Source organism: Prevotella sp. P5-108, assembly GCF_002251385.1.
Classification (GTDB): domain Bacteria; phylum Bacteroidota; class Bacteroidia; order Bacteroidales; family Bacteroidaceae; genus Prevotella.
Genome location: NZ_NPJJ01000038.1, coordinates 113,101 through 134,120 on the forward strand (window position 1 = coordinate 113,101; position 21,020 = coordinate 134,120).

Consider the following 21,020-nt stretch of genomic DNA (forward strand, 5'->3'; position numbering starts at 1 on the left):
ACATGAGAGATATACTGGAAGAGATAGTCGCCAACAAGCGCGAGGAGATAGCGCAGTTCCACCAGTTGCTGCCCATCACCACGCTGGCCACGCTGACCGAGAAGATGCTCCACATCACCGTGCCCTCGATGCGTCGGGCGCTCATGGAGTCGACTACCGGCATCATCGCCGAGTTCAAGCGCCGTTCGCCCTCGCGTGGCTGGATACACCGCGACGCCCGCGTGAGCGAGGTGGTGCCTGCCTATGAGCAGAGTGGTGCTTCGGCTGTCAGCATCCTTACCGACCGCAACTACTTTGGCGGCTACGACGAGCATATCCAGCAGGCGCGCTTCATGGGCGTCAGCCTCCCCATACTCTACAAGAACTTCGTGGTCGACGAGTACCAGCTCTTCCAGGCCCGCTATTGTGGCGCGTCGGCTGTGCTGCTCATCGCCTCGGTGCTGACCATCGACGAGTGCCGCCGCCTGATGTCGCTTGCCCACCAGCTGGGTCTGGAGGTGCTGCTCGAGATGCACGCCGAGAGCGAACTCGACTATGCTGCCCTCGAGCCCGACATGTATGGCATCAACAACCGCCACCTCGGCACCTTCACCACCGATGTCGACACCAGCTTCCATCTGGCAGAGCGTCTGCCCCATGATGCCTGCAAGGTGAGTGAGAGCGGCATCTCTTCGCCCGATGTCATTGCGCGTCTGCGCGAGTCGGGCTACCGTGGCTTCCTCATCGGCGAGACCTTTATGCGCGAGCCCAGTCCTGGCGACGCCCTCGCCCGTATGGTCGGCCAATTGAACAACCTCAGCAACAACAACCATTAAAACTATACAGACTATGATTATCAAAGTATGCGGCATGACCGATGCCGAGAATATCACAGCCGTCGAGCACTTGGGTGCCGACATGATAGGCATGGTGTTCTATCCCCAGTCTCCACGCTACGTGCAGATGGTGCGCTCTCGCGCCGGAAGCATGCCCGACTACAGCCGTGAGCGGCTCGACCAGCTGCAACGCCACCTCGACGATGGCGCGGCTCCCATGCAGAAGCCTGCCCACGTGCCCCGTGTGGGTGTATTCGTCGACGATATGCCCCAGAACATCGTGACCCGTGTCTACAACTACGGCCTCGACTATGTGCAGTTGCATGGCGACGAGTCGCGCATCACCTGTGACAACCTGCGGCGCACCATCGACCCCGACATCCGTCCGGGACTGCGCATCATCAAGGCCATCCCCGTGGCCGACGCCCGTGACATAGACCGCTGGCGCGAGTATGACGGCGCGGTTGACATGCTGCTCTTCGACACGCGCAGCGACAGCGTAGGAGGCAGCGGCAACCGCTTCGACTGGACGCTGCTCGACCGCTACGACGGCGACATCCCCTTCCTGCTCGGTGGCGGCATCGGGCCCGACGATGTAGACAGGGTACGCGCCTTCCACCATCCCCAGTTTGTCGGCATCGACCTCAACAGCAGGTTTGAAACCCAGCCCGGCATCAAGGACATCCACTTGCTCCGCAACTTTATCAACGCTATACGAAATGAATAAGATAAACAGATTGTTTCAGGATAACACAGACCGTAAACTCCACTCGCTCTACTTCTGCGCGGGTGCCCCTACGGTCGACATGGTGCCCCAGGTGCTGCTCACGCTGCAGCGCCGTGGCATCGATATGGTCGAGGTGGGCATCCCCTTCAGCGACCCGCTTGCCGACGGTCCCGTCATTCAGGCGGCAGGCACCGTGGCTCTGCGCAATGGCATTACGCTCGACAAGATATTCAGCCAGATAGACAGCATCAAGGACCAGGTTCGCATCCCTTTGGTACTGATGGGCTATCTCAACGTGGTGATGCACTATGGATATGAAGCCTTCTTCCAGCGCTGCGTGGCTACGGGCGTGTCGGGGTGCATAATTCCCGACCTGCCGTTTGATGATTATCTCAATGTGGTCAAACCCATCGCCGACCGTTACGATGTGCGCGTCATCATGATGATTACGCCCGAGACATCGGCCGAGCGCATACGCCTCATCGACCGCCACACCGACGGGTTCATCTATATGGTGTCGAGCGCAGGCATCACCGGCGCCCAACAGAGTTTTGGCGACGCCAAGGTCGACTACTTCCGCCGCATAGACGCCATGCAACTGCGCAACCCGCGCATGATAGGATTTGGAATATCCAACCGGCAGACGCTGGAGAGTGCCCAAGCCTACGCCGCCGGAACCATTATCGGCAGCAAGTTTGTCACTCTGCTCAACGAGACACGCGATGCCGACAAGGCCATAGACAAACTTAATGAAGCATTAGCCCAATGAAATACACAGTAGACAAAAACGGATTTTTCGGTCGTTACGGCGGAGCCTATGTTCCTGAAATATTATACAAGTGTGTGCACGACCTGCAGGATGCTTATCTCGACATCCTCGGCAGCGATGAATTCAAGCGCGAGTACCATCAACTGCTGCGCGACTATGTGGGGCGTCCTTCTCCCCTCTATTATGCCGACCGTATGAGTCGCCGCTATGGTTGCCGCCTTTACCTCAAGCGCGAAGACCTCAACCATACCGGAGCTCACAAAATCAACAACACCATCGGTCAGATACTCCTTGCCCGCCACATGGGCAAGACGCGCATCATCGCCGAAACCGGTGCCGGCCAGCATGGCGTCGCCACAGCCACGGTGTGTGCGCTGATGGGTATGCAGTGTGAAATCTTCATGGGCAAGACCGATGTGGAGCGCCAGCATACCAACGTGGAGCGTATGCGTATGCTCGGTGCCACGGTGCATCCCGTCACCACCGGCAACATGACCCTCAGTGACGCCTGCAGCGAGGCCATCCGCGACTGGTGCAGCCATCCGCGCGACACCTATTACCTCGTCGGGTCGACAATGGGACCTCATCCTTATCCCGATATCGTCGCCAAGATGCAGAGCGTCATCTCCGAAGAAATCAAGTGGCAGCTCCAGGAGAAGACGGGGCGTGACTATCCCGACTTCCTCATTGCCTGTGTGGGTGGAGGCAGCAACGCCGCCGGCACCATCTATCACTACATCGACGACGAGCGTGTGAGCATTGTCCTCGCCGAAGCCGGTGGTCATGGGGTAGACACCGATTACACCGCCGCCACCATCCAGGCTGGTACCGAGGGTATTATCCACGGTGCCCGTACGCTCGTGATGCAGACCGACGACGGCCAGATTAAGGAGGCGTTCACCATCAGCGCCGGACTCGACTATCCTGGCATCGGACCCATGCACGCCGACCTTGCCGAGCGTGGCCGCGAGCAGGTGATAGCCATCAACGACGACGAAGCTATCCGCGCCGGCTACGAACTTACCCGTACCGAGGGCATCATCCCTGCCATCGAGAGCGCCCATGCCGTGGCTGCGCTCAGTCATCTCCGCTTTCGTCCCGAGGATGTGGTCGTTCTCACCGTCTCGGGTCGTGGCGACAAAGATGTAGAAACATATCTCGTCCATAAGGATATGGCAGGCGAGTACGGAGATTTCTAACCCATTATCCGAACAGTCATTATGAGTCATACTTATAATTACCAGACCGTGTCGAGCACCATTCTTGCCGACCTCTATACTCCCGTGGGTGTTTACCTGAGTCTGCGCGGACTCTATCCACAGTCTGCACTCATGGAGAGCAGCGATTACCACAGCCACGATACAGCCCGCTCGTTTATAGCTATCCATCCTATGGCATCGTTTGCAGTGTCCCATGGCGTCGCCATCACCTCCTTGCCCGACGGTACCGTTCTCCGCCAGCCCCTCGACCTCGACCGCAAGGGCGTAGCCAAAGAGCAGGTGGCCCAGGCGCTGGGTGATTTCCTCGCAGCCTTCCATGTCGAAGGCGAGGGTAGGGAGTATTGCGGCGTCTATGGCTTCACCTCTTTCAATGCCGTGCGCTACTTTGAGAATATCGATGTGGTCGACGACACACAGCCCGCCAACGACGCCCCCGATATGCTCTATGTCATGTATCGCGACCTGATAGTCTTTGACCATTATTCCAACCGCATCCGACTGGTTACCCTCGTTCACGAAGGCGACTCTGTGGCTGCTGGCGGTAAGGTGCTCACCGACATAGAGCAGCAGTTGCGCCGCCCTGGCCAGTGCTACGATTTCCACACCGAAGGACCCGTCTTCAGTACTCTCTCCGACGAAGCCCATCGTGCCAATATCCGTCGCTGTGTAGCCCACTGTCTGCGTGGCGATGTCTTCCAGATTGTGGTCTCTCGTCGTTTCTGCCAGCGTTATAGCGGCGACGACTTCCGCCTTTACCGTGCACTGCGCAGCATCAATCCCTCGCCCTATCTCTTCTATTTCGACTTCGGCGGTTACCGCATTTTCGGTTCCAGTCCTGAGACCCACTGCCGCATTGATGGCGATCACGCCTATATCGACCCCATTGCCGGCACCACCCGTCGTACCGGCGACCCTGCAGAGGATCGTCGGCATGCCGAGTTCTTGCGTAACGATGCCAAGGAGAATTCCGAGCACGTGATGCTGGTCGACTTGGCGCGCAACGACCTCAGCCGCAACTGTCAGGATGTCAAGGTCGATTTCTTCAAGGATATGCAGTTCTACAGCCATGTCATCCACCTGGTGAGCCGGGTTAGCGGCAGACTTCTGCAGCCCCACTCCCCGAGCGCCAAGATACGTGCCTTCTTCGACACCTTCCCTGCCGGTACGCTGTCGGGGGCTCCCAAGGTGAGAGCGATGCAGATTATCAGCGAGCTCGAGCCCCACAATCGTGGCGCCTATGGTGGCTGCATCGGCTTCATCGGTCTCGACGGCGACCTCAATCAAGCCATCGTCATCCGCACCTTCGTCAGTCGCAATGGAGAGCTCTGGTTCCAGGCTGGCAGTGGCGTCGTGGCAAAGAGCAATGATGAATACGAGCTCCAGGAATGTAATAACAAACTCGGTGCGCTCACGTGTGCCATCAAAGAGGCTGAATCATGATGAAACAGACAGACAATAGCCACACCCCGCAGGTGTCGGTGGCTGTGATAGACAATTACGACTCCTTCACCTATAATCTCGTTCACCTCGTGCGTAGTCTTGGCGCACAGGTCACCGTCTTCCGCAACGACCAGTTTGACTTGCCCGACCTTGCCGACTATGACAAGCTCTTGCTTTCGCCCGGTCCAGGCATCCCGTCAGAGGCTGGGCTGCTGCTCGATGTCATCCGCACCTACGCCGCCACCAAACCTATCCTCGGCGTGTGCCTTGGCCATCAGGCCATCGGCGAGGTCTTTGGCGCCCGGCTTACCAATCTTGCCGAGGTCTTTCACGGCGTGGCGACCGAGGGTACCAATCTGCAGCGCGACTACATCTTCCGCGACCTTCCTCCGCGCATTACCATGGGCCGTTACCACTCTTGGGTGGTCGAGAGGTCGTCTCTGCCTGCCTGTCTGGAGGTCACTGCCGAGAGCGATGAGGGCTTTGTCATGGCACTACGCCATCGCGACTACGACGTCCATGGCATCCAGTTCCATCCAGAGAGTGTGCTCACGCCCCAAGGCGCCACTATCGTCAGCAACTGGCTGAAAGGCTAAGCCCGTGACAGTCATCCGACCGATGGCGACCCCTTCGGCATAACAAAAAATCCGCATAGACTCACTATGCGGATTTTCTGTTATCTTGGGGATGCTGTTTACAACTTCACCTTGCGCTTGGCGCCCTTGCTTTCATTGCCTACGCGGTCGAGGGCAGTCACCACATATTTATATTTCTTTGTACCGCCGTCGTAGGGCAGCCGGTAGTAGGTGTCATAGGTTATCTCTACGATTTTGGAAGCGTCTGCCAGGTTTACTTTCTCGCCCTTGGCGAAGCGGTAAATGACATAGCGGCGCGCCTCGTCGCCCCATTTCTTCGCTTTGGGAGCCGACCAGTAGAGCATCAGACCGTCTTCCGTCCACGCGTCACCCACCTTGGCTGGCTTCTTGGGTGCCTTGCTGTCCAGGAAAGGCATGTATGGAGGCAGAGCCTTTGACTTCCAGTATACGTTGCGCAGCATGGTGCCGTAGCTACCTATGTCTTCGGCAGCCACCTTGGCATACCAGAGCACGGTGCCGCTCACGTTGCGCAGCTGGCGGTGCAGACTGAACTTGGCAGCCATCTGATGGGTGTTGGGGTTGGCAGGGTCGCTGTTCTGCACGGTGTTCTCGATGCTCTCGCCGATGTAGAGCGGACGGTTGGCCATGTGTTTAGCCCACCATTTGATGAGCTTTTCATAGTCTGCCAATGGATGACCGATGTGCCAATAGAGCTGTGGCACGCAGTAGTCTATCCATCCGTTGTTGACCCACAGCAGCACGTCGGCATAGAGTTGGTCGTAGTTCTGCAGACCGTTGGTGTCGCTACCTATGGGCGAACTTTTCTTGTTTCGGTAGATACCAAAGGGCGACACGCCAAACTTGACCCAAGGCTTGAGCTTGTGCACGTGCTCGCCCATCTCCTTGACAAAGAGATTGACATTGTAGCGGCGCCAGTCGCCACGGTCAGCTATACCATTATTATATAGGGCATACTCACGGTCATCGGGGATGGGGCGACCGCCTTCGGGGTAGGGGTAGAAATAGTCGTCGATGTGTATGCCGTCGATGTCATAGCGGCTCACGATGTCGTCGACCACCGAGAGGATATAGTCGCGGTTCTCCTTGAGTCCCGGGTTGAGCACATAGAGACCGCCATACTCGAACGCACGCTCAGGGTGAGTCTTGAGGATGTGGTTGTCGGCCAGACGGGTAGGGCTCTTCATGCGGGCGCGATAGGGGTTTATCCACGCATGAAACTCCATTCCGCGGCGGTGACACTGCTGTATCATCCATGCCATTGGGTCCCAGTAGGGAGATGGTGCCTTGCCCTGCACTCCGGTGAGGTAACGGCTCCACGGCTCAATCTTGCTCTCATAGAGGGCGTCACATTCGCCGCGCACCTGGAAGATGATGGCGTTGGCGCCATCCTTTTCCAACTCGTCGAGCTGATGGGTGAGCATCTGCTGTATTTCTGCTGTCGATTTACCCAGATACATGCCGTTGACAAACTGCATCCAAGCGCCTCTGAACTCACGTTTGCCCCCGTCGGCATACATGCTGGTAGGAGCGAGCAGCCATAGGGCTGCCACCATTACAATCAGTAGTTTTTTCATTATTTGGTTTTGTTCCTCTGTTTTCTACTACAAAAATACGATGATTGTTGAGGATATCAAAATAATCGACGAACAAATTGTAAAAAAGCCTTTATCTTCCTTCACTTTTCCCTCTTCAGCACCATGCTGTGGCGCTATGGGCGTGTCGATTGCGTCTCTGTCGGGCACAAACGACAAATCCGCCATGACAGAGACAGATGCCCTTGTCGTGGCGGATTGGCTGGTTTTCGTGACCGACAGCTTAGAAGCGGTAGCTCAGCGTAGCCATCACCTGGTTGCGGTCGTGGCTCACCTTGGTGGCTCTTACGATGCAGTTGTTTTCGGGGTTGGTGTCACCGTAGTAGCTCATGAAGGGGTAGAAGTCGCCATTGGTATGGCTGTACTGGTAAGCCAGGTCGAGGTTGATGTTCTTGCTGGCTTGGAATCCCAGACCCAGAGTGAAGCGGTTGGTGGCTTTCCAGTTGGTGTAGTCGGTAGAGGTAGCGTAGCCCGAACCGGGAGACTCGAGCGAACCGTCGCGGAAGCCGTTCTCGTCGAAGACGGCAGAAACCCAGTTGTAGCCTGCGCGCAGAGCCAGTGTAGGCAGTGGCTTGAACTCGGCACCCAACTTGAGGGTATGCACACCCTTGAGCGTGCGCTCGGTATGGGCGTTCATCACGTCGTCGCTGCTGCTGGTGTCATAGGCGTCGCCGTACCATGGGTCGTAGTATGTGCCGTCTATCACGCGGTTGTCTATGCTGCCATAGTCAGAATACTCATAGGTGGCACCCAGGGCGAGGTAGCTGCCCACGGTGTGACCGAGACTCACGCCAAATTTCCATGGAGTATATATCTTGTACTCGTAGTTGCAGTAGTTGCGGATGTAAGCGCTGCTGTTGTTATCCGACAGGTTTCCGCTGTACTGTACAAAGCCGCTGCCGGCGTCGCCCCTCAGTTTCAGGTCATAGAAGACAGGGCTGTTGATGTACAGACCCACGCGGAAAGGCGAGCCGTCAATGGGCAGGAAGATGGCACCCACCTTGACATCGACGCCAGTACCGTCTATCTTCAGCCGTTCGGCAGAGGCACCGTTGGTGTTCTGCTCCAACTGCTCAAAGTAGGTACTGCTGGAGCGATAGTTCACATCATGTAAGCCCGCGGTGACTCCGAGGTAGAAGCTGTTGCTCACAGCGCCACTGATGTTGAAGTCGTAGACGCCGATGTAACCATGCTGGTACTGGCCGAAGTCAAAAGCCTGGCCGTCGTAGTAGTCCATGTATTTATTGCCCTGGTCGTCGGTCTTCTCGAGTATCTTCTTGTAGTTGGCATCAATGGCGTTCCAACCCCATTCGCCCACCTTGTCGTACTTGATGGCCGAGAGCTTGTTCTGTGAAGCCATAGAGAGCGCACCGCTGGCAGTAAGTATCTGGTCGAAGTTGCGGCTTTTGTGGTAGTTGAAGCCCACGTTGATGCAGGGCTTGCCGTTAATCTTGAGCGGAGCCACGATACCTATCTGGTCAAAGCTGTCATTGGTCTTGTGACCGCCGCTCACGCTGTGGCTCTCCACGCCGTTCTGCCATACCAGTCCGCCGGTGACACTCACCTGGGTACGGCTGAAGAAGCCTGTACCGGCAGGGTTGCTGGTCATCGTCGAGATGTCGGCACCCAGCGCCTCCATAGCGCCACCCATACCTACGTAGCGGGCGGTACCGTTGAGGTCGTTGCCGATGAGCTTGGTATCTTGATATGTCTCCTGGGCGGTGGCTGTCAGGGCAGTCATCGAAGCCAACAGGGCAAAAAACAAATTCTTGGTGTTCATAATCTTATCTGTTTGTTATAGTTTTCAACTGTGTGTTGGGGTTTGTGTTATCGGTGTCCGCCACCAAAGCGTCCGCCGCCACCACCACCGGTGTGTCCGCCGCCGAAGCCGCCCCCGCGTGAACCGCCAAATCCGCCGCCAAACGAACCAGAGGGCATCGAGGGCGTGCTGGGACGCCCACCGAAGTTATAGTTGTCCTGGCGGGTAGGGTTGTTGCGGTTGCCGAAGGTGCGGTTGTCGTAGGTACGACTGTTGCGCCCGCCAAATGAGCGCGTGCCGTTCTGTCCGTATGCCACGCTGCGGCCCGACCTCTGACGCTGCGTCCCGCCCCAAGAGCGGTAGCCGGCATAACCGCCACGGCTGCCACTGTGGGTGACATAGACGCCGCCCCAGTAGCCCGGCCATCCCCAGCCATGGTAGTAGCCTGGCCATCCCCAACCTGCATAGTAGTAGGGATTGTACCAGCCATAGTAGCCATAATATCTGGGATACCAGGGGTCGTAGAACGGGTCGCCATACCATGGGTCATACCACGCCCAACGCCAATAGTAGGGCGAATATCCATAACTATAGCGGTAGCTGTAGAGCCATGGGTCGTAGTAGCCGTCCCATCGGCTCATGCGGCGGCTGTAGGCAAAGTCGTCGTCGACAGCGTTGTTGCGGTATTTGGCCACAAAGGTAGTGTCTACATACGCCGAGTCGGGATAGACACCATTGCCCTGCTGAAACTGGATGATGTCGTTGCCCAGACTGTCATTGCCCAACTTCTGATAATGGCTCCAGTATTTGCCACGACGGTTATATTCATCCACATCACGGTTGCTGCCCACATAGTATGCGGGCTCGGTGTCGGCCGAAGCCTGCGCCTTCTTCTTCGGGGTGAAATAGAGGTCATCCTGTGCCATCGCCGAGAGCGGTAGAGCACAGAGAAGCACTGCAAGAATATACAATTGTTTCATATCTCTTATTACTTTTAATAGCTATTCAGTATCTTACACTGCAAAATTAGTACCATTGTCACTGCAAAATTAAGGAAAAACCCTAAAGGATGGTAGGTTTTTCCCTATTAATTTATAAATTTGTAACGCAATTATAAAAGTTTAATCAATAGGAGTATATATATGAAGTATTTGGCAGCCCATTTCGAGATTGCTTGCATGGACGACATGATGCAGATTGCCCGCGACCTGCTCATGGATGTGGCCGGCGAAGCGGGTTTTGAATCCTTTGAAGACACCGAGCGTGGCGTTGACGGTTATGTGCAGGAACAGCTCTTCGACCGCCAGTTGCTCGAAGATGGCATAGCTTCCTTTCCGCTCGATGGAGTAAGCATTGTATATAATATTAATAAGGTGGAGGACCAGGACTGGAACGCTGTGTGGGAAGAGCAGGGCTTTGAGCCTATCGACATCGACCATCGCGTGGTGGTCTATGACGCCAAGGGCGAGGTGCCCCAGCACGATGCCGGCGCCGTGATGATAGGCATCGATGCGCGTCAGGCTTTTGGCACAGGTACCCACGAGACCACGCAGATGATAATCGCCTCGCTGCTCGATATGCAGCTCGAGGGCAAGAGCGTGCTCGACTGTGGCTGTGGCACCGGCATCCTCTCTATAGCCGCCGCCAAGTGTGGCGCCACGCACTGCGTGGGCTACGACATCGACGAATGGAGTGTGGACAACAGCCGCCACAATGCGCAGCTCAATGGTGTGGATATGCAGGTGCTGCTGGGCGACGCGTCGGTCACAGCCACGCTCAATGAGAAGTTCGATGTGGTTCTGGCCAACATCAATCGCAACATCCTGCTGGCAGACATGCCTGCCTTTGTCGGCGTGATGAAGGAGGGTGGGGCGCTCATATTGAGCGGATTTTATCCCTCCGATGCCGCCATGCTCAGCGACAAGGCTGCCACCTTGGGTCTCACGCTCACCGAGCAGAAGAGCAATGGCGACTGGGCGTGCCTCATGTTCAGCAAGTAGACTAAGATGCTCCGCACCGGATGTTCCGGCAGCAGAGCGACCGATAAGACGACCGCCGCACGGATGACCACTGGTCTCTGTGCGGCGGTCGTCGGTATATGTGCCACCACTGTCAGCCCGTAGCAGCATCGCCAAAAGTCTGCCGTGATGCTTTCTAAACACAATGCGTGGTGGGAAACGTGTAATTCAAGTCTTGCAACCATCATTTCATACTTGGAATTTCTAAATTCCAACTTTGAAATCATCGTGAAGATGGTCGCGGCAGAGTCGGCGTTATCCTCCTATGTGCTGAAGGTGCCCTCTACGCTGGTGGGGATACCCTCTACGCTGGTGGGGATACCCTCTACGCCGCTGGTGATGGTCTCGGCGCCGACATAGTGGCATGCGGCCATGACGGTCACGGACGGCAGGGATGTAGATGATAAAGATGTGGGGATGGCGCTGCGGTGCGATGTGCCGGAGGCGGATAGGGGATGGCGCCCATCAATAGGTATCTTCGTGACTGCCTATTGTGAGTTTCTTGAGGTCATAGTAAGAACCATTGTAGACATTGAAGTCTACGGGACCCTTGATGCCAGGCAGACGGCCAGCATCGGTGTGTTGCCAGAATTTCCATGCACCCTTGTATTCTATCTTGGGCACATAGTAGTGGGCTATCCAGTATGGATAGTCGTCAAAGACAGGAGCGCTGAGATACTTCTCCTTGAACTTGTAATAGGTGTAGAGGATGGGCTTGACATGATAACGATCTTCCACGATATGCAGCCACGTGAGTATGTCGCGCTGGAACTCCTCTATCGACTTGTCCTTGGGCGCGTGCTCTATATCCAGCACGGGTGGAAGGTCTCCCTCTTCGAGCTTAACCTTCTCAAGAAAGTAATAAGCCTGCTGGCGGGCCGACGATTTGTTGCTCCAGAAGTGGTAGGCACCACGAATAAAACCATATTCGAGTGCATTGTGGAAGTTACTCTTGAAGTTTTCGTCCATGCGGCTGGCTCCCTCGGTCGACTTGATGATGACAAATCTCAGCGGGCAGCCTGAAATCATGCCTCCTTGCAGCTTGTCCCAGTCTATGTTGCCCTGGTAGTGGGATATGTCAATGCCGTGTATCTCGAAACCCTTAGGATATCTGGACTCGCCATAGAGGGCACGCCATCTGAAGCCAGTAGGACCGACGAAGAAATAGTAGAAAGCCCAACAATAGAGAACGGTTACCGCGAGACCACCAACCCAGAATGTCCAACGCGGCATGCGGTGATGCCAACGATGGGCACCACGCCGAGTGGCACCACGCTTGGTCTTGCTGTGGTGTGACTTGGGGGTAGTGATGTTGTGGGTAATCTTTCTCTTATCCATGTAAAAAATGCACCGGATATCCCTGGTTCAGCGCAGTGGCTGCTTCAGGACAATCCGGTGCATGAATATCATTCTAATTATTTACCAAGCTGTTCGAGCGACAGTGTGCGTGTGGTGCGGTCGCAAACTGAAGCGGGACCCCAGTACTGGATAGGACCGGGATAGACATAGCAGGTCTCCTTGGCCCACTCGTCGCGCTTCTCGGCGAACTTCTTGAAGGGCGCACCGTCGAGCTCTACGAGAGCCTTGCGGATTACGGGCTTCATCTCGCCGTTGCGGCGCTCCATGTTCATCATCATGGTGATTGGCACACCTCCTGCCTTCCACTCATCGGTGGGAGCGGTAGTGTTCTTGACGATGGCCATGTAGCCAGTCTTGCCGTTGGCAATCAGCTGAACGGCGCTTACGCCGAGTGCATAGCAATAGTCTGCGTCGAAGTTTGATGGAGCAGCGCAGCGTCCTTCATAACCAAAGAAGTGGTGGATAGCTGCAAATTTGCCAACAAACTTGCCCTCGTTCTTCCACTCAGCCAACTTGTCGGCTACCATGTCAGAGATGAGCTTCTCGGTCTCGATGAGCGATACCTGTACGTTTCCGTGGGGGTCGCGGTCGAGTGAGAGCTGGCGGGCTACGTCGCCGGGCAGTGTCTTGAAGGTTTCGGCATTCTCGGCAGAGAGATGGGCGAGGATATACTTCTTCTGCTCATTGGCCTCGAGGTTCTTGTACTCCTCACCGTGGGCAGCGAGCAGGTCGTTGAGTTCGTCGATGAGACGGCCGATAGAGGGGATAAACTCGATGAGGCCCTCGGGGATGAGGACAACACCGAAGTTGTTGCCGGCAGCGGCACGGTCGGCTACAGACTGGGCGATGCCTTCTACAATCTGGTTGAGGGTCATGTCCTTCTGCTCTATTTCCTCTGAGATGAGGCAGATATTGGGCTGTGTCTGCAGTGCGCACTCGAGTGCGATGTGTGAAGCCGAGCGTCCCATCAGCTTGATGAAGTGCCAGTACTTACGGGCAGAGTTGGCATCACGCTCAATGTTGCCGATAACCTCTGAGTAAGTCTTGGTAGCGGTATCGAAACCGAAAGAAGTCTCAATCTGGTCGTTCTTCAAGTCGCCGTCGATGGTCTTGGGCGCACCGATAACCTGTACACCGTAGTTCTTGGCAGCATAGTATTCGGCCAGAACGCAGGCGTTGGTGTTGGAGTCGTCACCACCGATGATTACGATGGCGTTGATGCCGAGCTCGCGGATAATCTCGAGACCCTTCTCAAACTGGTCTTCCTTCTCCAGCTTAGTACGGCCCGAACCGATCATGTCAAAGCCACCGGTATTGCGGTAGTCGTCGATGATTTCGGCTGTCAGCTCCTTGTAGTTGTGGTCAACGAGACCGCCGGGACCCATGAGGAAGCCGTAGAGCTTGTTCTCGGGGTTGAGCTTCTTGACAGCGTCGAAGATACCGCTGATGACGTTGTGGCCGCCAGGAGCCTGGCCGCCTGAAAGGATTACACCTACATTGATTTTCTGGCTCATTGCCTCATCGCCGGGAACAAACTCCACGAGGGGCATGCCATAAGTGTTGGGGAACAGTTTCTTGATTTCTTCCTGATCGCCTACGCTCTGGGTAGGCTCGCCTTCCTGTACCTTAACGGCACCCTGAAGACCTTTTGGCAGTTTAGGCTGGTAAGCAGCGCGTTCTCTCTGCAAAAGACTTTTTTTCATTTTACGTTTATTTGTTAGAATAGTTACCTTATTCAATTTCTGTGAGGCGCCCGGTTGTCCTTATGATAATGCCAAAAAGAATGGCGTCCTCAAAAATCGTTGCAAAGTTACTCATTTTCCATTAGATATTAAAGCAAAAGAGCAAGAAAATGACCTCGGGCTGTCTTTTTCTTAATCTGGCTCAACGACGGCAATGGTGGCGATAAAGACAGAAAAATGAAAAAAAGTGACCGAATATTTTGTTTTCTCTGCGATTTGCATTATCTTTGGCTCAAATATTACAACAACAATGAGTAGCAAACGAGACTTAAAGCGTGCGATACACAATGTATGCACAGCTCTTTTCGCCGAAGGAGTAGCAGCTTCTCTTTACGGCCCTGAGAAAAACAAGGAAGTGATTGACCCTATCTTCGCGTCTATTCTGGAGATACATTCTGACTTCACTCGTCGTGTGTCTTTCCCTGAACCGGGCATCAAACCGAAGAAGTACTACAAGTTTATCATTGATGAGTTCAACAAGCAAGTGGCTGAGATAGTCGACCAGCTCAACGCGCTACAATAAGGAGACAATGTTACAGCAATTAGCACGCTGGATACTGTATAAAAGGATGGGATGGAAGACAATAATTACTGTCGAACATCCCTCCAAATATATTATATGTCTGGCTCCCCACACCAGTAACTGGGATTTTGTCATCGGTCAGCTCTTCGGTCTGGCAGAGCGTCGTACGACCAACTTTCTGATGAAGAAAGAGTGGTTCTTCTGGCCTCTGGGTCCGCTGTTCAGACGCTTGGGCGGCATACCCGTATATCGCGACCGCAATACGAGCATGACCGATACGCTGGCGCAGGCTGCGAAGGGGCGCAAAGACTTCTGCCTCTGCATCACTCCCGAAGGTACGCGCTCGCTCAACCCCGACTGGAAGAAGGGCTTCTACTATATTGCCCTCAAGGCAGGTATTCCCATACTGCTATATGCGCTCGATTTCGAGCATAAAGAGATACGCTGTACGCGCAGCATCATGCCCTCGGGAGATATAGACGCTGATATGCGTGAGATAAAGCTATATTTCAAGGATGTAAAAGGCAAGAAACCAGAACAGTTTAGTATAGGAGAGATAGATTGACAGTTAACTTTCACAGATGGTTGGTCATGGTGGCGCTGGCGTTATGCTGCGCCGTCAGTGTATATGCACAGGACAATTTGCTGGACGCTGCTACCGAGCGTCGGTTGAAGGACTATTTCCTCAACTATAAGTTCGATGCTGCCACAGGATATGCCCAGGCGCGCATGAAGAGCTACAGGATAGACAACCGCCAGCGCATAGTGACCATCACCGCCAACGATGCCTTTGCGGCACAGGATTTTACGGCCAAGATGGTCTCCAAAATCTATCGTAAGGTGAGCCGTATTCTTCCCTCACCTTACGATACATATAAGATACGTATAGCCGTCAATGGCGTTACCATCGACCTGATGGTGGATGGTGATATGGCAGACCCCAACTCTATTGTCAGAGCGTGGGGCAATATCGATTATAAGGGCAATGCCTGGGTGCGCAATGTGTCGCGTCCCTTTGACATCAGCCGCGGTCTGGGCAACCGTCATCTCACGGTCTATGCCAGCCATGGCCGTTTCTACGACCAGAAGAAGGGGCGGTGGCGCTGGCAGAGACCCAGTCTCTTTGCTACGACCGAAGACCTGTTTACTCCCACCATCGTGGTGCCCTATCTCATACCAATGCTTGAGAATGCGGGCGCCAACGTGTTTACTCCCCGAGAGCGCGACTGGCAGCCCAATGAGGTAATCGTCGACAACAACCGCTCGTCGCTGGGAGCCAAATATGAAGAGGTGGGCACGGGCAGCCGTCAGTGGAAGGACACGGAGAAGCCGGGGTTCAGTTTCCATGACGGCCTCTACTCCGACCACGAAAATCCCTTCATCCAGGGTACAGCCCGACAGGTGAAAACCACGAAGAGCAAGTCTAAGATAAGCATCATATCCTATACGCCCGACATCCCCGAGGCGGGAAGATATGCAGTCTATGTGAGCTACCAGACGGTAGAGAAGAGCGTGGACGATGCCGAGTATATCGTCTGTCATAAGGGGCAGGAGACACGTTTCCGCGTCAACCAGCAGATGGGTGGCGGCACATGGGTCTATCTGGGTACCTTCGATTTTGACAAAGGCTGTAACGAGTACAACCGTGTGGTCGTGACCAACCATGCTTCGCGCAAGGGTGTGGTCACTGCCGATGCCGTGCGCTTTGGCGGCGGTATGGGTAACATCGAACGCAACGGCACCACGAGCGGCATGCCTCGCGCTATGGAGGCTGCCCGCTATTGTGCCCAGTGGTCGGGAGTGCCCTATGCCATCTATAGCACCAAGGACGGTGCCGACGACTATGCCGACGACATCAACGTGCGTCCGCTTACCACCAACTGGCTGGCTGGAGGCTCGGTGTATATGCCCTACAAGGTGGGCAAGAATGTGCCGATAGAACTGTCGCTCGCCGTGCACAGTGATGCCGGCTACAGCTACAACGGCAAAGACCTCGTGGGGTCGCTGGCTATCTGCACCACAGGCAACAACGAGGGAGTGCTCAATGCCGGTATACCCCGCAGTGTGTCGAATACCTTTGCCAAAAATCTGCTTGACGGTATCTCTGCCGACCTCAAAGCCAAATACGGACGCTGGGTGGTGCGCTATCTCTGGGACCGCAACTACTCTGAAACCCGCAATCCCGAGATACCCTCGGCCATACTCGAGACGCTCTCCCACCAGAACTTCCCTGATATGGCTTACGCCCAGGACCCCAATTTCAAGTTTACCCTTGCCCGCTCGATATACAAGGCCATACTGAAATATACTGCCGCCCAGCACGGCACACGCTATACCGTACAGCCTCTGGCGCCAAGGAGCCTGCGCACATCGATAGACCGGCAGGGAAAAATCACGCTGACATGGGAGGCGCAGACAGACCCACGGGAGAGCACGGCGATGCCCTCTGCCTATGTGGTATATACCCGCAGCGGTGGGGGAGGGTTTGACAATGGCACGGTGGTAAGCAGCACCTCCTACACCATGACGCCCCAACCTGGAACCCAATACGACTTCAAGGTGACAGCCATCAACGACGGCGGCGAGAGCTTTGCTTCGCCCATCGTGTCGGCCCTCTACGAGTCGGCAGAAGCCAAGACAGTGCTCGTGGTCAACGGCTTTGACCGCCTGTCGGCACCCCAGGTCGTCGACGACGGCCGCCGACAGGGCTTTGACCTCGATGCCGACCCTGGCGTCTCTTATGGACTCACGGCGTGGAACGGACGGCAGACCTGCTTCAACGTGAACCGTATGGGTGTCGAGAGTCCCACCGGACTGGGATATGGCGGCGAAGAGATGGCTGGGCTCTTCGTGGCTGGCAATGATTTCTCCTATGTCGCTACCCATACCTCGGCGATAGCCTCGGGGCATAAATATAATGTGGTGAGTTGTGACCGTGCTTCCATCGACGGCCGCAAGGTGGCGCTCGCCGACTACTCCTGTGTAGACCTTATCCTCGGCATGCAGCGCTATACCCCCTATGCTGTGCAGTACTACAAGACATTCACCCCGGCATGGCAAGAGATGTTCAGAGCCTATGCCCAACAGGGAGGGCGGCTGCTTGTGAGCGGCTCGTACATAGGCTCGGATATGCAGAACGACGCTGAACAGCAGTTCTTGTCATCGGTACTGCAGTTGGAGTATCATCCCGCCGACAGCGTCACAGCCGAGCCTGCCATCAACGGACTGGGTATGACGTTTGACATCGGTCGCCGTCTCAACCGTCATCACTACGCTGCCACCCATGTCGAAATACTCCACCCCCAAGGTCAGGCCTACTGCGCTATGCAGTATGCCGACGGCACCTCGGCTGCTGTGGCTTACGATGGGGCGGCCTACAAGTCGTTTGTCATGGGCTTCCCCTTCGAGTGCATACAGTTGCCAGCCACGCGAAACCTGCTGATGCAGGGGATAATGCAATTCCTACAGAAACAATAATCAACCCTATAAGACTCCTTATTATGATGTATAAAATTCAAGCAAACCCCACGGGAACAAGAAGTATAGAAGTGAGCGAAGAGCATCTGCAGACCATCAGTAAATATGCGCTGCTCAAGAACCTCATCGACAGTACGGGTATCATCGACGAAACCGTGCTCGACAAACTCAAGTTCACCTTGCGTGCCCTGCTCGAATCTGAGGCCGGCAAGGACAAGGCGCTGCTCGACCTGTGTCTTGACGTGATATACCATAACAATATGAAGGCTTTCGGTCTGCACCAGCTCACTCTGCTCTATATCGACTGGGTCAGCAAGCAAGACCAGCAAACAGAAACTGAATCCTAAAACAAGCCGCATTGAAAGAATACCGACTTACTGATTTTCTCCCAACTACCAAGAAGGAATGTGAGCTGCGTGGTTGGGATGAGTTGGACGTAATCCTTTTCTCGGGTGATGCCTACGTCGACCACCCCTCGTTTGGCGCTGCTGTCATCGGTCGTGTGCTCGAGTCGCAGGGCTATCGCGTGGCCCTCGTTCCCCAGCCCGACTGGCATGGTGATTACCGTGATTTCAAGAAGCTGGGTCGTCCGCGTCTCTTCTTCGCCATCTCGCCCGGTGCCATGGACTCTATGGTCAACCGCTATACGGCAAACCGTCGCCTGCGTAGCGACGATGCCTATACTCCCGGCGGGCGTCATGGTATGCGCCCCGACTATCCCTCGATAGTGTATACCAAGATACTCAAACAGCTCTATCCCGATGTACCCGTGGTGCTGGGTGGCATTGAGGCTTCGCTGCGACGCCTCACCCACTATGACTACTGGCAAGACAGTCTGCGCCGATGCATCCTCTGCGACTCGGGCGCCGACCTTATCGTCTATGGCATGGGCGAGCGTCCTATTGTGGAGATATGCCGCCAGCTCGAAGGTGGTACCCCGTTTGACCAGTTGCGCTCCATCCCCCAGACCGTCTATCTCTGTCGTGAGGGCGATATCCCCGGTGGGGTAGGCGACGACGATATCGTGCTCCACAGTCATGAAGAGTGTCTGCAGAACAAGAAGGCTCAGGCTGAGAACTTCCGCCATATCGAGGAAGAGTCAAACAAGATGCACGCCCAGCGGCTTATACAGGCGGTAGGCAATACCTGCGCTGTCGTCAATCCGCCTTACCCGCCGATGACGACCGAAGAACTCGACGCTTCGTTTGACTTGCCCTACACCCGAATGCCTCATCCCAAGTATAAGGATAAGGTTATTCCTGCCTACGAGATGATTAAGTTTTCTGTCAACATCCACCGTGGTTGTTTCGGTGGTTGCGCCTTCTGTACCATCTCTGCCCATCAGGGCAAGTTTATCACCTGTCGTAGCAAGGAGAGCATTCTGCGTGAGGTAAAGCAGGTCATGGAGATGCCAGGGTTCAAGGGCTATCTCTCAGACCTCGGCGGCCCGTCGGCCAACATGTATGGCATGCATGGCAAAAACCAAAACGCCTGTGCCAAGTGCAAGCGTCCGTCGTGCATCCATCCTCGTATCTGCCCCAATCTGAATACCGACCATTCCAAGTTGCTCGACATCTACCATGCGGTCGATGCACTGCCCGGTATCAAGAAGAGCTTCATCGGCAGCGGTGTGCGCTACGACCTGCTGCTGCACCGCTCGGGCGACGAGAAGTCTGACAAGGCTGCCCGCGATTATACCCGTGAGCTCATCTGTCGCCATGTGAGCGGCAGGCTCAAGGTCGCGCCCGAGCACACTTCCGACAAGGTGCTCTATCAGATGCGCAAGCCGTCGTTCCAGCTCTTCTATGAGTTCAAACGTATCTTTGACCGCATCAACAAGGAAGAAAATCTGAAGCAACAGATAATCCCTTACTTCATAAGCAGTCATCCAGGTTGCCAGGAAGAAGATATGGCTGAGCTTGCCGTCATCACCAAAGACCTCGACTTCCACTTGGAGCAGGTGCAGGACTTCACGCCAACTCCCATGACAGTCAGCACCGAAGCATGGTATACTGGCTACGACCCATACACGCTTGAACCAGTCTTCTGCGCCCGTACCCAGCGTGAGAAACTTGCCCAGCGCCAGTTCTTCTTTTGGTATAAAAAAGACGAACGTGCCAATATTGAGCGCGAACTGCGTCGTATTGGGCGTGCAGACCTCATCGGCAAGTTGTACAGCGGCACGGGCTTTGCCAACCGTCATGCCGTCTATGACGACAAGGCCATCGGAAGTCGCCTGGATTATCCCCAGAAGTCCAGGAAGAAGAAACCGAACGAGAAAGCATCGTTCAATCCCAACTTCAACCATTCCGGCCAGCGTCCTAACGGCAGCAGGAAGAACAGACCTGCCGACGGGCGTAGGAACCATCGTCGCGACTCCTGATGGTGTGGTCGCGGCTCATACGTTTACCATAATAAATATGTTGCAAATAAGACCTGCCACTCCTGCAGATACCGATGCCATCATGCTCATCATCCACGGGGCATGTGCCATCATGCAGGAGAGTGGCAATACCCATCAGTGGGTCAACGGTTATCCCTCCCGTGACGTTATCTGTCAAGACATTGCCCGTGGCGATGCCTGGCTCGTCACTGGAGATAATGGCGACGCCGTGGGCTACTTTGTCTTCCGTCCTGGCCCTGACCCCACCTATCGCCACATCTATCACGGCGCGTGGCTCAATGACGCCCCTTATCACGTCATTCATCGTATCGCCGGCAGACCTCATGTCCATGGCATCTTCGATGCCGTGATGCGTCACTGCCAGGCAGCGCAGACCGACCTCCGCATTGATACCCACCGCGATAACCATATCATGCGCCATCTCATAGCCAAATACGCCTTCATCTACTGTGGTATCATCCATACCGAGATGGGCGATGAGCGGCTGGCGTATCAGTTGGCGGCCACCCCGTAAACCCATACGCTGCCCGAGATGACCCCTGGCGGGCTGCGCATTAT

General features: G+C 55.3%; 18 protein-coding genes. 13 read left to right on the forward strand and 5 right to left on the reverse strand.

Annotation, left to right across the window (positions count from 1 at the left end; all coding sequences use genetic code 11):
* Positions 1–2 precede the first annotated feature (2 nt).
* From trpC to CIK95_RS07780, 6 genes are read left to right on the forward strand one after another with little or no spacing between them, the layout of a single operon-like run.
* Positions 3–815, forward strand: coding sequence for an indole-3-glycerol phosphate synthase TrpC (gene trpC, locus CIK95_RS07755; protein WP_094466699.1), 813 nt, complete (start codon positions 3–5; stop codon positions 813–815).
* A 13-nt stretch (positions 816–828) separates the two neighbouring features.
* Complete coding sequence (locus tag CIK95_RS07760) at positions 829–1,542, forward strand: phosphoribosylanthranilate isomerase (RefSeq protein ID WP_094385130.1); 714 nt, start codon at positions 829–831, stop codon at positions 1,540–1,542.
* Positions 1,535–2,311, forward strand: a complete 777-nt coding sequence (gene trpA, locus CIK95_RS07765; RefSeq protein WP_094466700.1) for a tryptophan synthase subunit alpha — start codon at positions 1,535–1,537, stop codon at positions 2,309–2,311. The genes CIK95_RS07760 and trpA overlap by 8 nt, the downstream gene beginning before the upstream one ends.
* Positions 2,308–3,510 carry a tryptophan synthase subunit beta gene (trpB, locus tag CIK95_RS07770; protein WP_094466701.1) on the forward strand — a complete coding sequence of 401 codons (1,203 nt, stop codon included), beginning with the start codon at positions 2,308–2,310 and terminating at the stop codon, positions 3,508–3,510. The genes trpA and trpB overlap by 4 nt, the downstream gene beginning before the upstream one ends.
* A gap of 21 nt (positions 3,511–3,531) precedes the next feature.
* Positions 3,532–4,971 (forward strand): anthranilate synthase component I family protein, encoded by a 1,440-nt coding sequence (locus CIK95_RS07775; RefSeq protein ID WP_094466702.1) that lies wholly within the window; start codon positions 3,532–3,534, stop codon positions 4,969–4,971.
* Positions 4,968–5,567, forward strand: coding sequence for an aminodeoxychorismate/anthranilate synthase component II (locus tag CIK95_RS07780; protein ID WP_022311548.1), 600 nt, complete (start codon positions 4,968–4,970; stop codon positions 5,565–5,567). The genes CIK95_RS07775 and CIK95_RS07780 overlap by 4 nt, the downstream gene beginning before the upstream one ends.
* Before the next feature lie 98 nt (positions 5,568–5,665).
* On the opposite strand, the gene CIK95_RS07785 is transcribed toward CIK95_RS07780, so the two are convergent.
* The 3 genes from CIK95_RS07785 to CIK95_RS07795 all read right to left on the reverse strand — a co-directional run bounded on the left by CIK95_RS07785 (position 5,666) and on the right by CIK95_RS07795 (position 9,919).
* Positions 5,666–7,162: a glycoside hydrolase family 10 protein gene (locus CIK95_RS07785; protein ID WP_094466703.1), complete on the reverse strand. Its 1,497-nt coding sequence runs from the start codon at positions 7,160–7,162 to the stop codon at positions 5,666–5,668.
* A gap of 241 nt (positions 7,163–7,403) precedes the next feature.
* Complete coding sequence (locus CIK95_RS07790) at positions 7,404–8,960, reverse strand: OmpP1/FadL family transporter (RefSeq protein WP_094466704.1); 1,557 nt, start codon at positions 8,958–8,960, stop codon at positions 7,404–7,406.
* 47 nt (positions 8,961–9,007) lie between these two features.
* Positions 9,008–9,919 (reverse strand): hypothetical protein, encoded by a 912-nt coding sequence (locus CIK95_RS07795; RefSeq protein ID WP_094466705.1) that lies wholly within the window; start codon positions 9,917–9,919, stop codon positions 9,008–9,010.
* 162 nt (positions 9,920–10,081) lie between these two features.
* Between CIK95_RS07795 and prmA the strand changes: the two genes are divergently transcribed.
* Complete coding sequence (gene prmA / locus CIK95_RS07800; protein ID WP_094466706.1) at positions 10,082–10,939, forward strand: 50S ribosomal protein L11 methyltransferase; 858 nt, start codon at positions 10,082–10,084, stop codon at positions 10,937–10,939.
* 483 nt (positions 10,940–11,422) lie between these two features.
* Here prmA and CIK95_RS07805 read toward each other — a convergent pair whose 3' ends face one another.
* Both CIK95_RS07805 and CIK95_RS07810 read right to left on the reverse strand, forming a co-directional pair.
* A complete protein-coding gene (locus CIK95_RS07805) occupies positions 11,423–12,295 on the reverse strand; it encodes a glycoside hydrolase family 25 protein (RefSeq protein ID WP_094466707.1) in 873 nt (290 codons plus the stop codon).
* Between the two features lie 77 nt (positions 12,296–12,372).
* A complete protein-coding gene (locus CIK95_RS07810; protein WP_094385144.1) occupies positions 12,373–14,019 on the reverse strand; it encodes a diphosphate--fructose-6-phosphate 1-phosphotransferase in 1,647 nt (548 codons plus the stop codon).
* Between the two features lie 289 nt (positions 14,020–14,308).
* Between CIK95_RS07810 and CIK95_RS07815 the strand changes: the two genes are divergently transcribed.
* The 6 genes from CIK95_RS07815 to CIK95_RS07840 are packed head-to-tail and all read left to right on the forward strand — an operon-like array spanning position 14,309 to position 20,976.
* Positions 14,309–14,581 (forward strand): hypothetical protein, encoded by a 273-nt coding sequence (locus CIK95_RS07815; protein WP_022311540.1) that lies wholly within the window; start codon positions 14,309–14,311, stop codon positions 14,579–14,581.
* Between the two features lie 7 nt (positions 14,582–14,588).
* On the forward strand, positions 14,589–15,146 hold the full coding sequence (locus CIK95_RS07820; protein ID WP_022311539.1) for a 1-acyl-sn-glycerol-3-phosphate acyltransferase: 558 nt from the start codon (positions 14,589–14,591) through the stop codon (positions 15,144–15,146).
* A gap of 26 nt (positions 15,147–15,172) precedes the next feature.
* Positions 15,173–18,058, forward strand: a complete 2,886-nt coding sequence (locus tag CIK95_RS07825; protein ID WP_094466708.1) for a fibronectin type III domain-containing protein — start codon at positions 15,173–15,175, stop codon at positions 18,056–18,058.
* A 26-nt stretch (positions 18,059–18,084) separates the two neighbouring features.
* Entirely contained in the window at positions 18,085–18,405 is a 321-nt protein-coding gene (locus CIK95_RS07830) for a hypothetical protein (protein ID WP_094466709.1), read from the forward strand.
* Between the two features lie 11 nt (positions 18,406–18,416).
* Positions 18,417–20,441, forward strand: a complete 2,025-nt coding sequence (locus CIK95_RS07835) for a YgiQ family radical SAM protein (protein WP_094466710.1) — start codon at positions 18,417–18,419, stop codon at positions 20,439–20,441.
* 37 nt (positions 20,442–20,478) lie between these two features.
* A complete protein-coding gene (locus CIK95_RS07840) occupies positions 20,479–20,976 on the forward strand; it encodes a hypothetical protein (RefSeq protein WP_094422817.1) in 498 nt (165 codons plus the stop codon).
* The last annotated feature ends 44 nt before the right edge of the window (positions 20,977–21,020 follow it).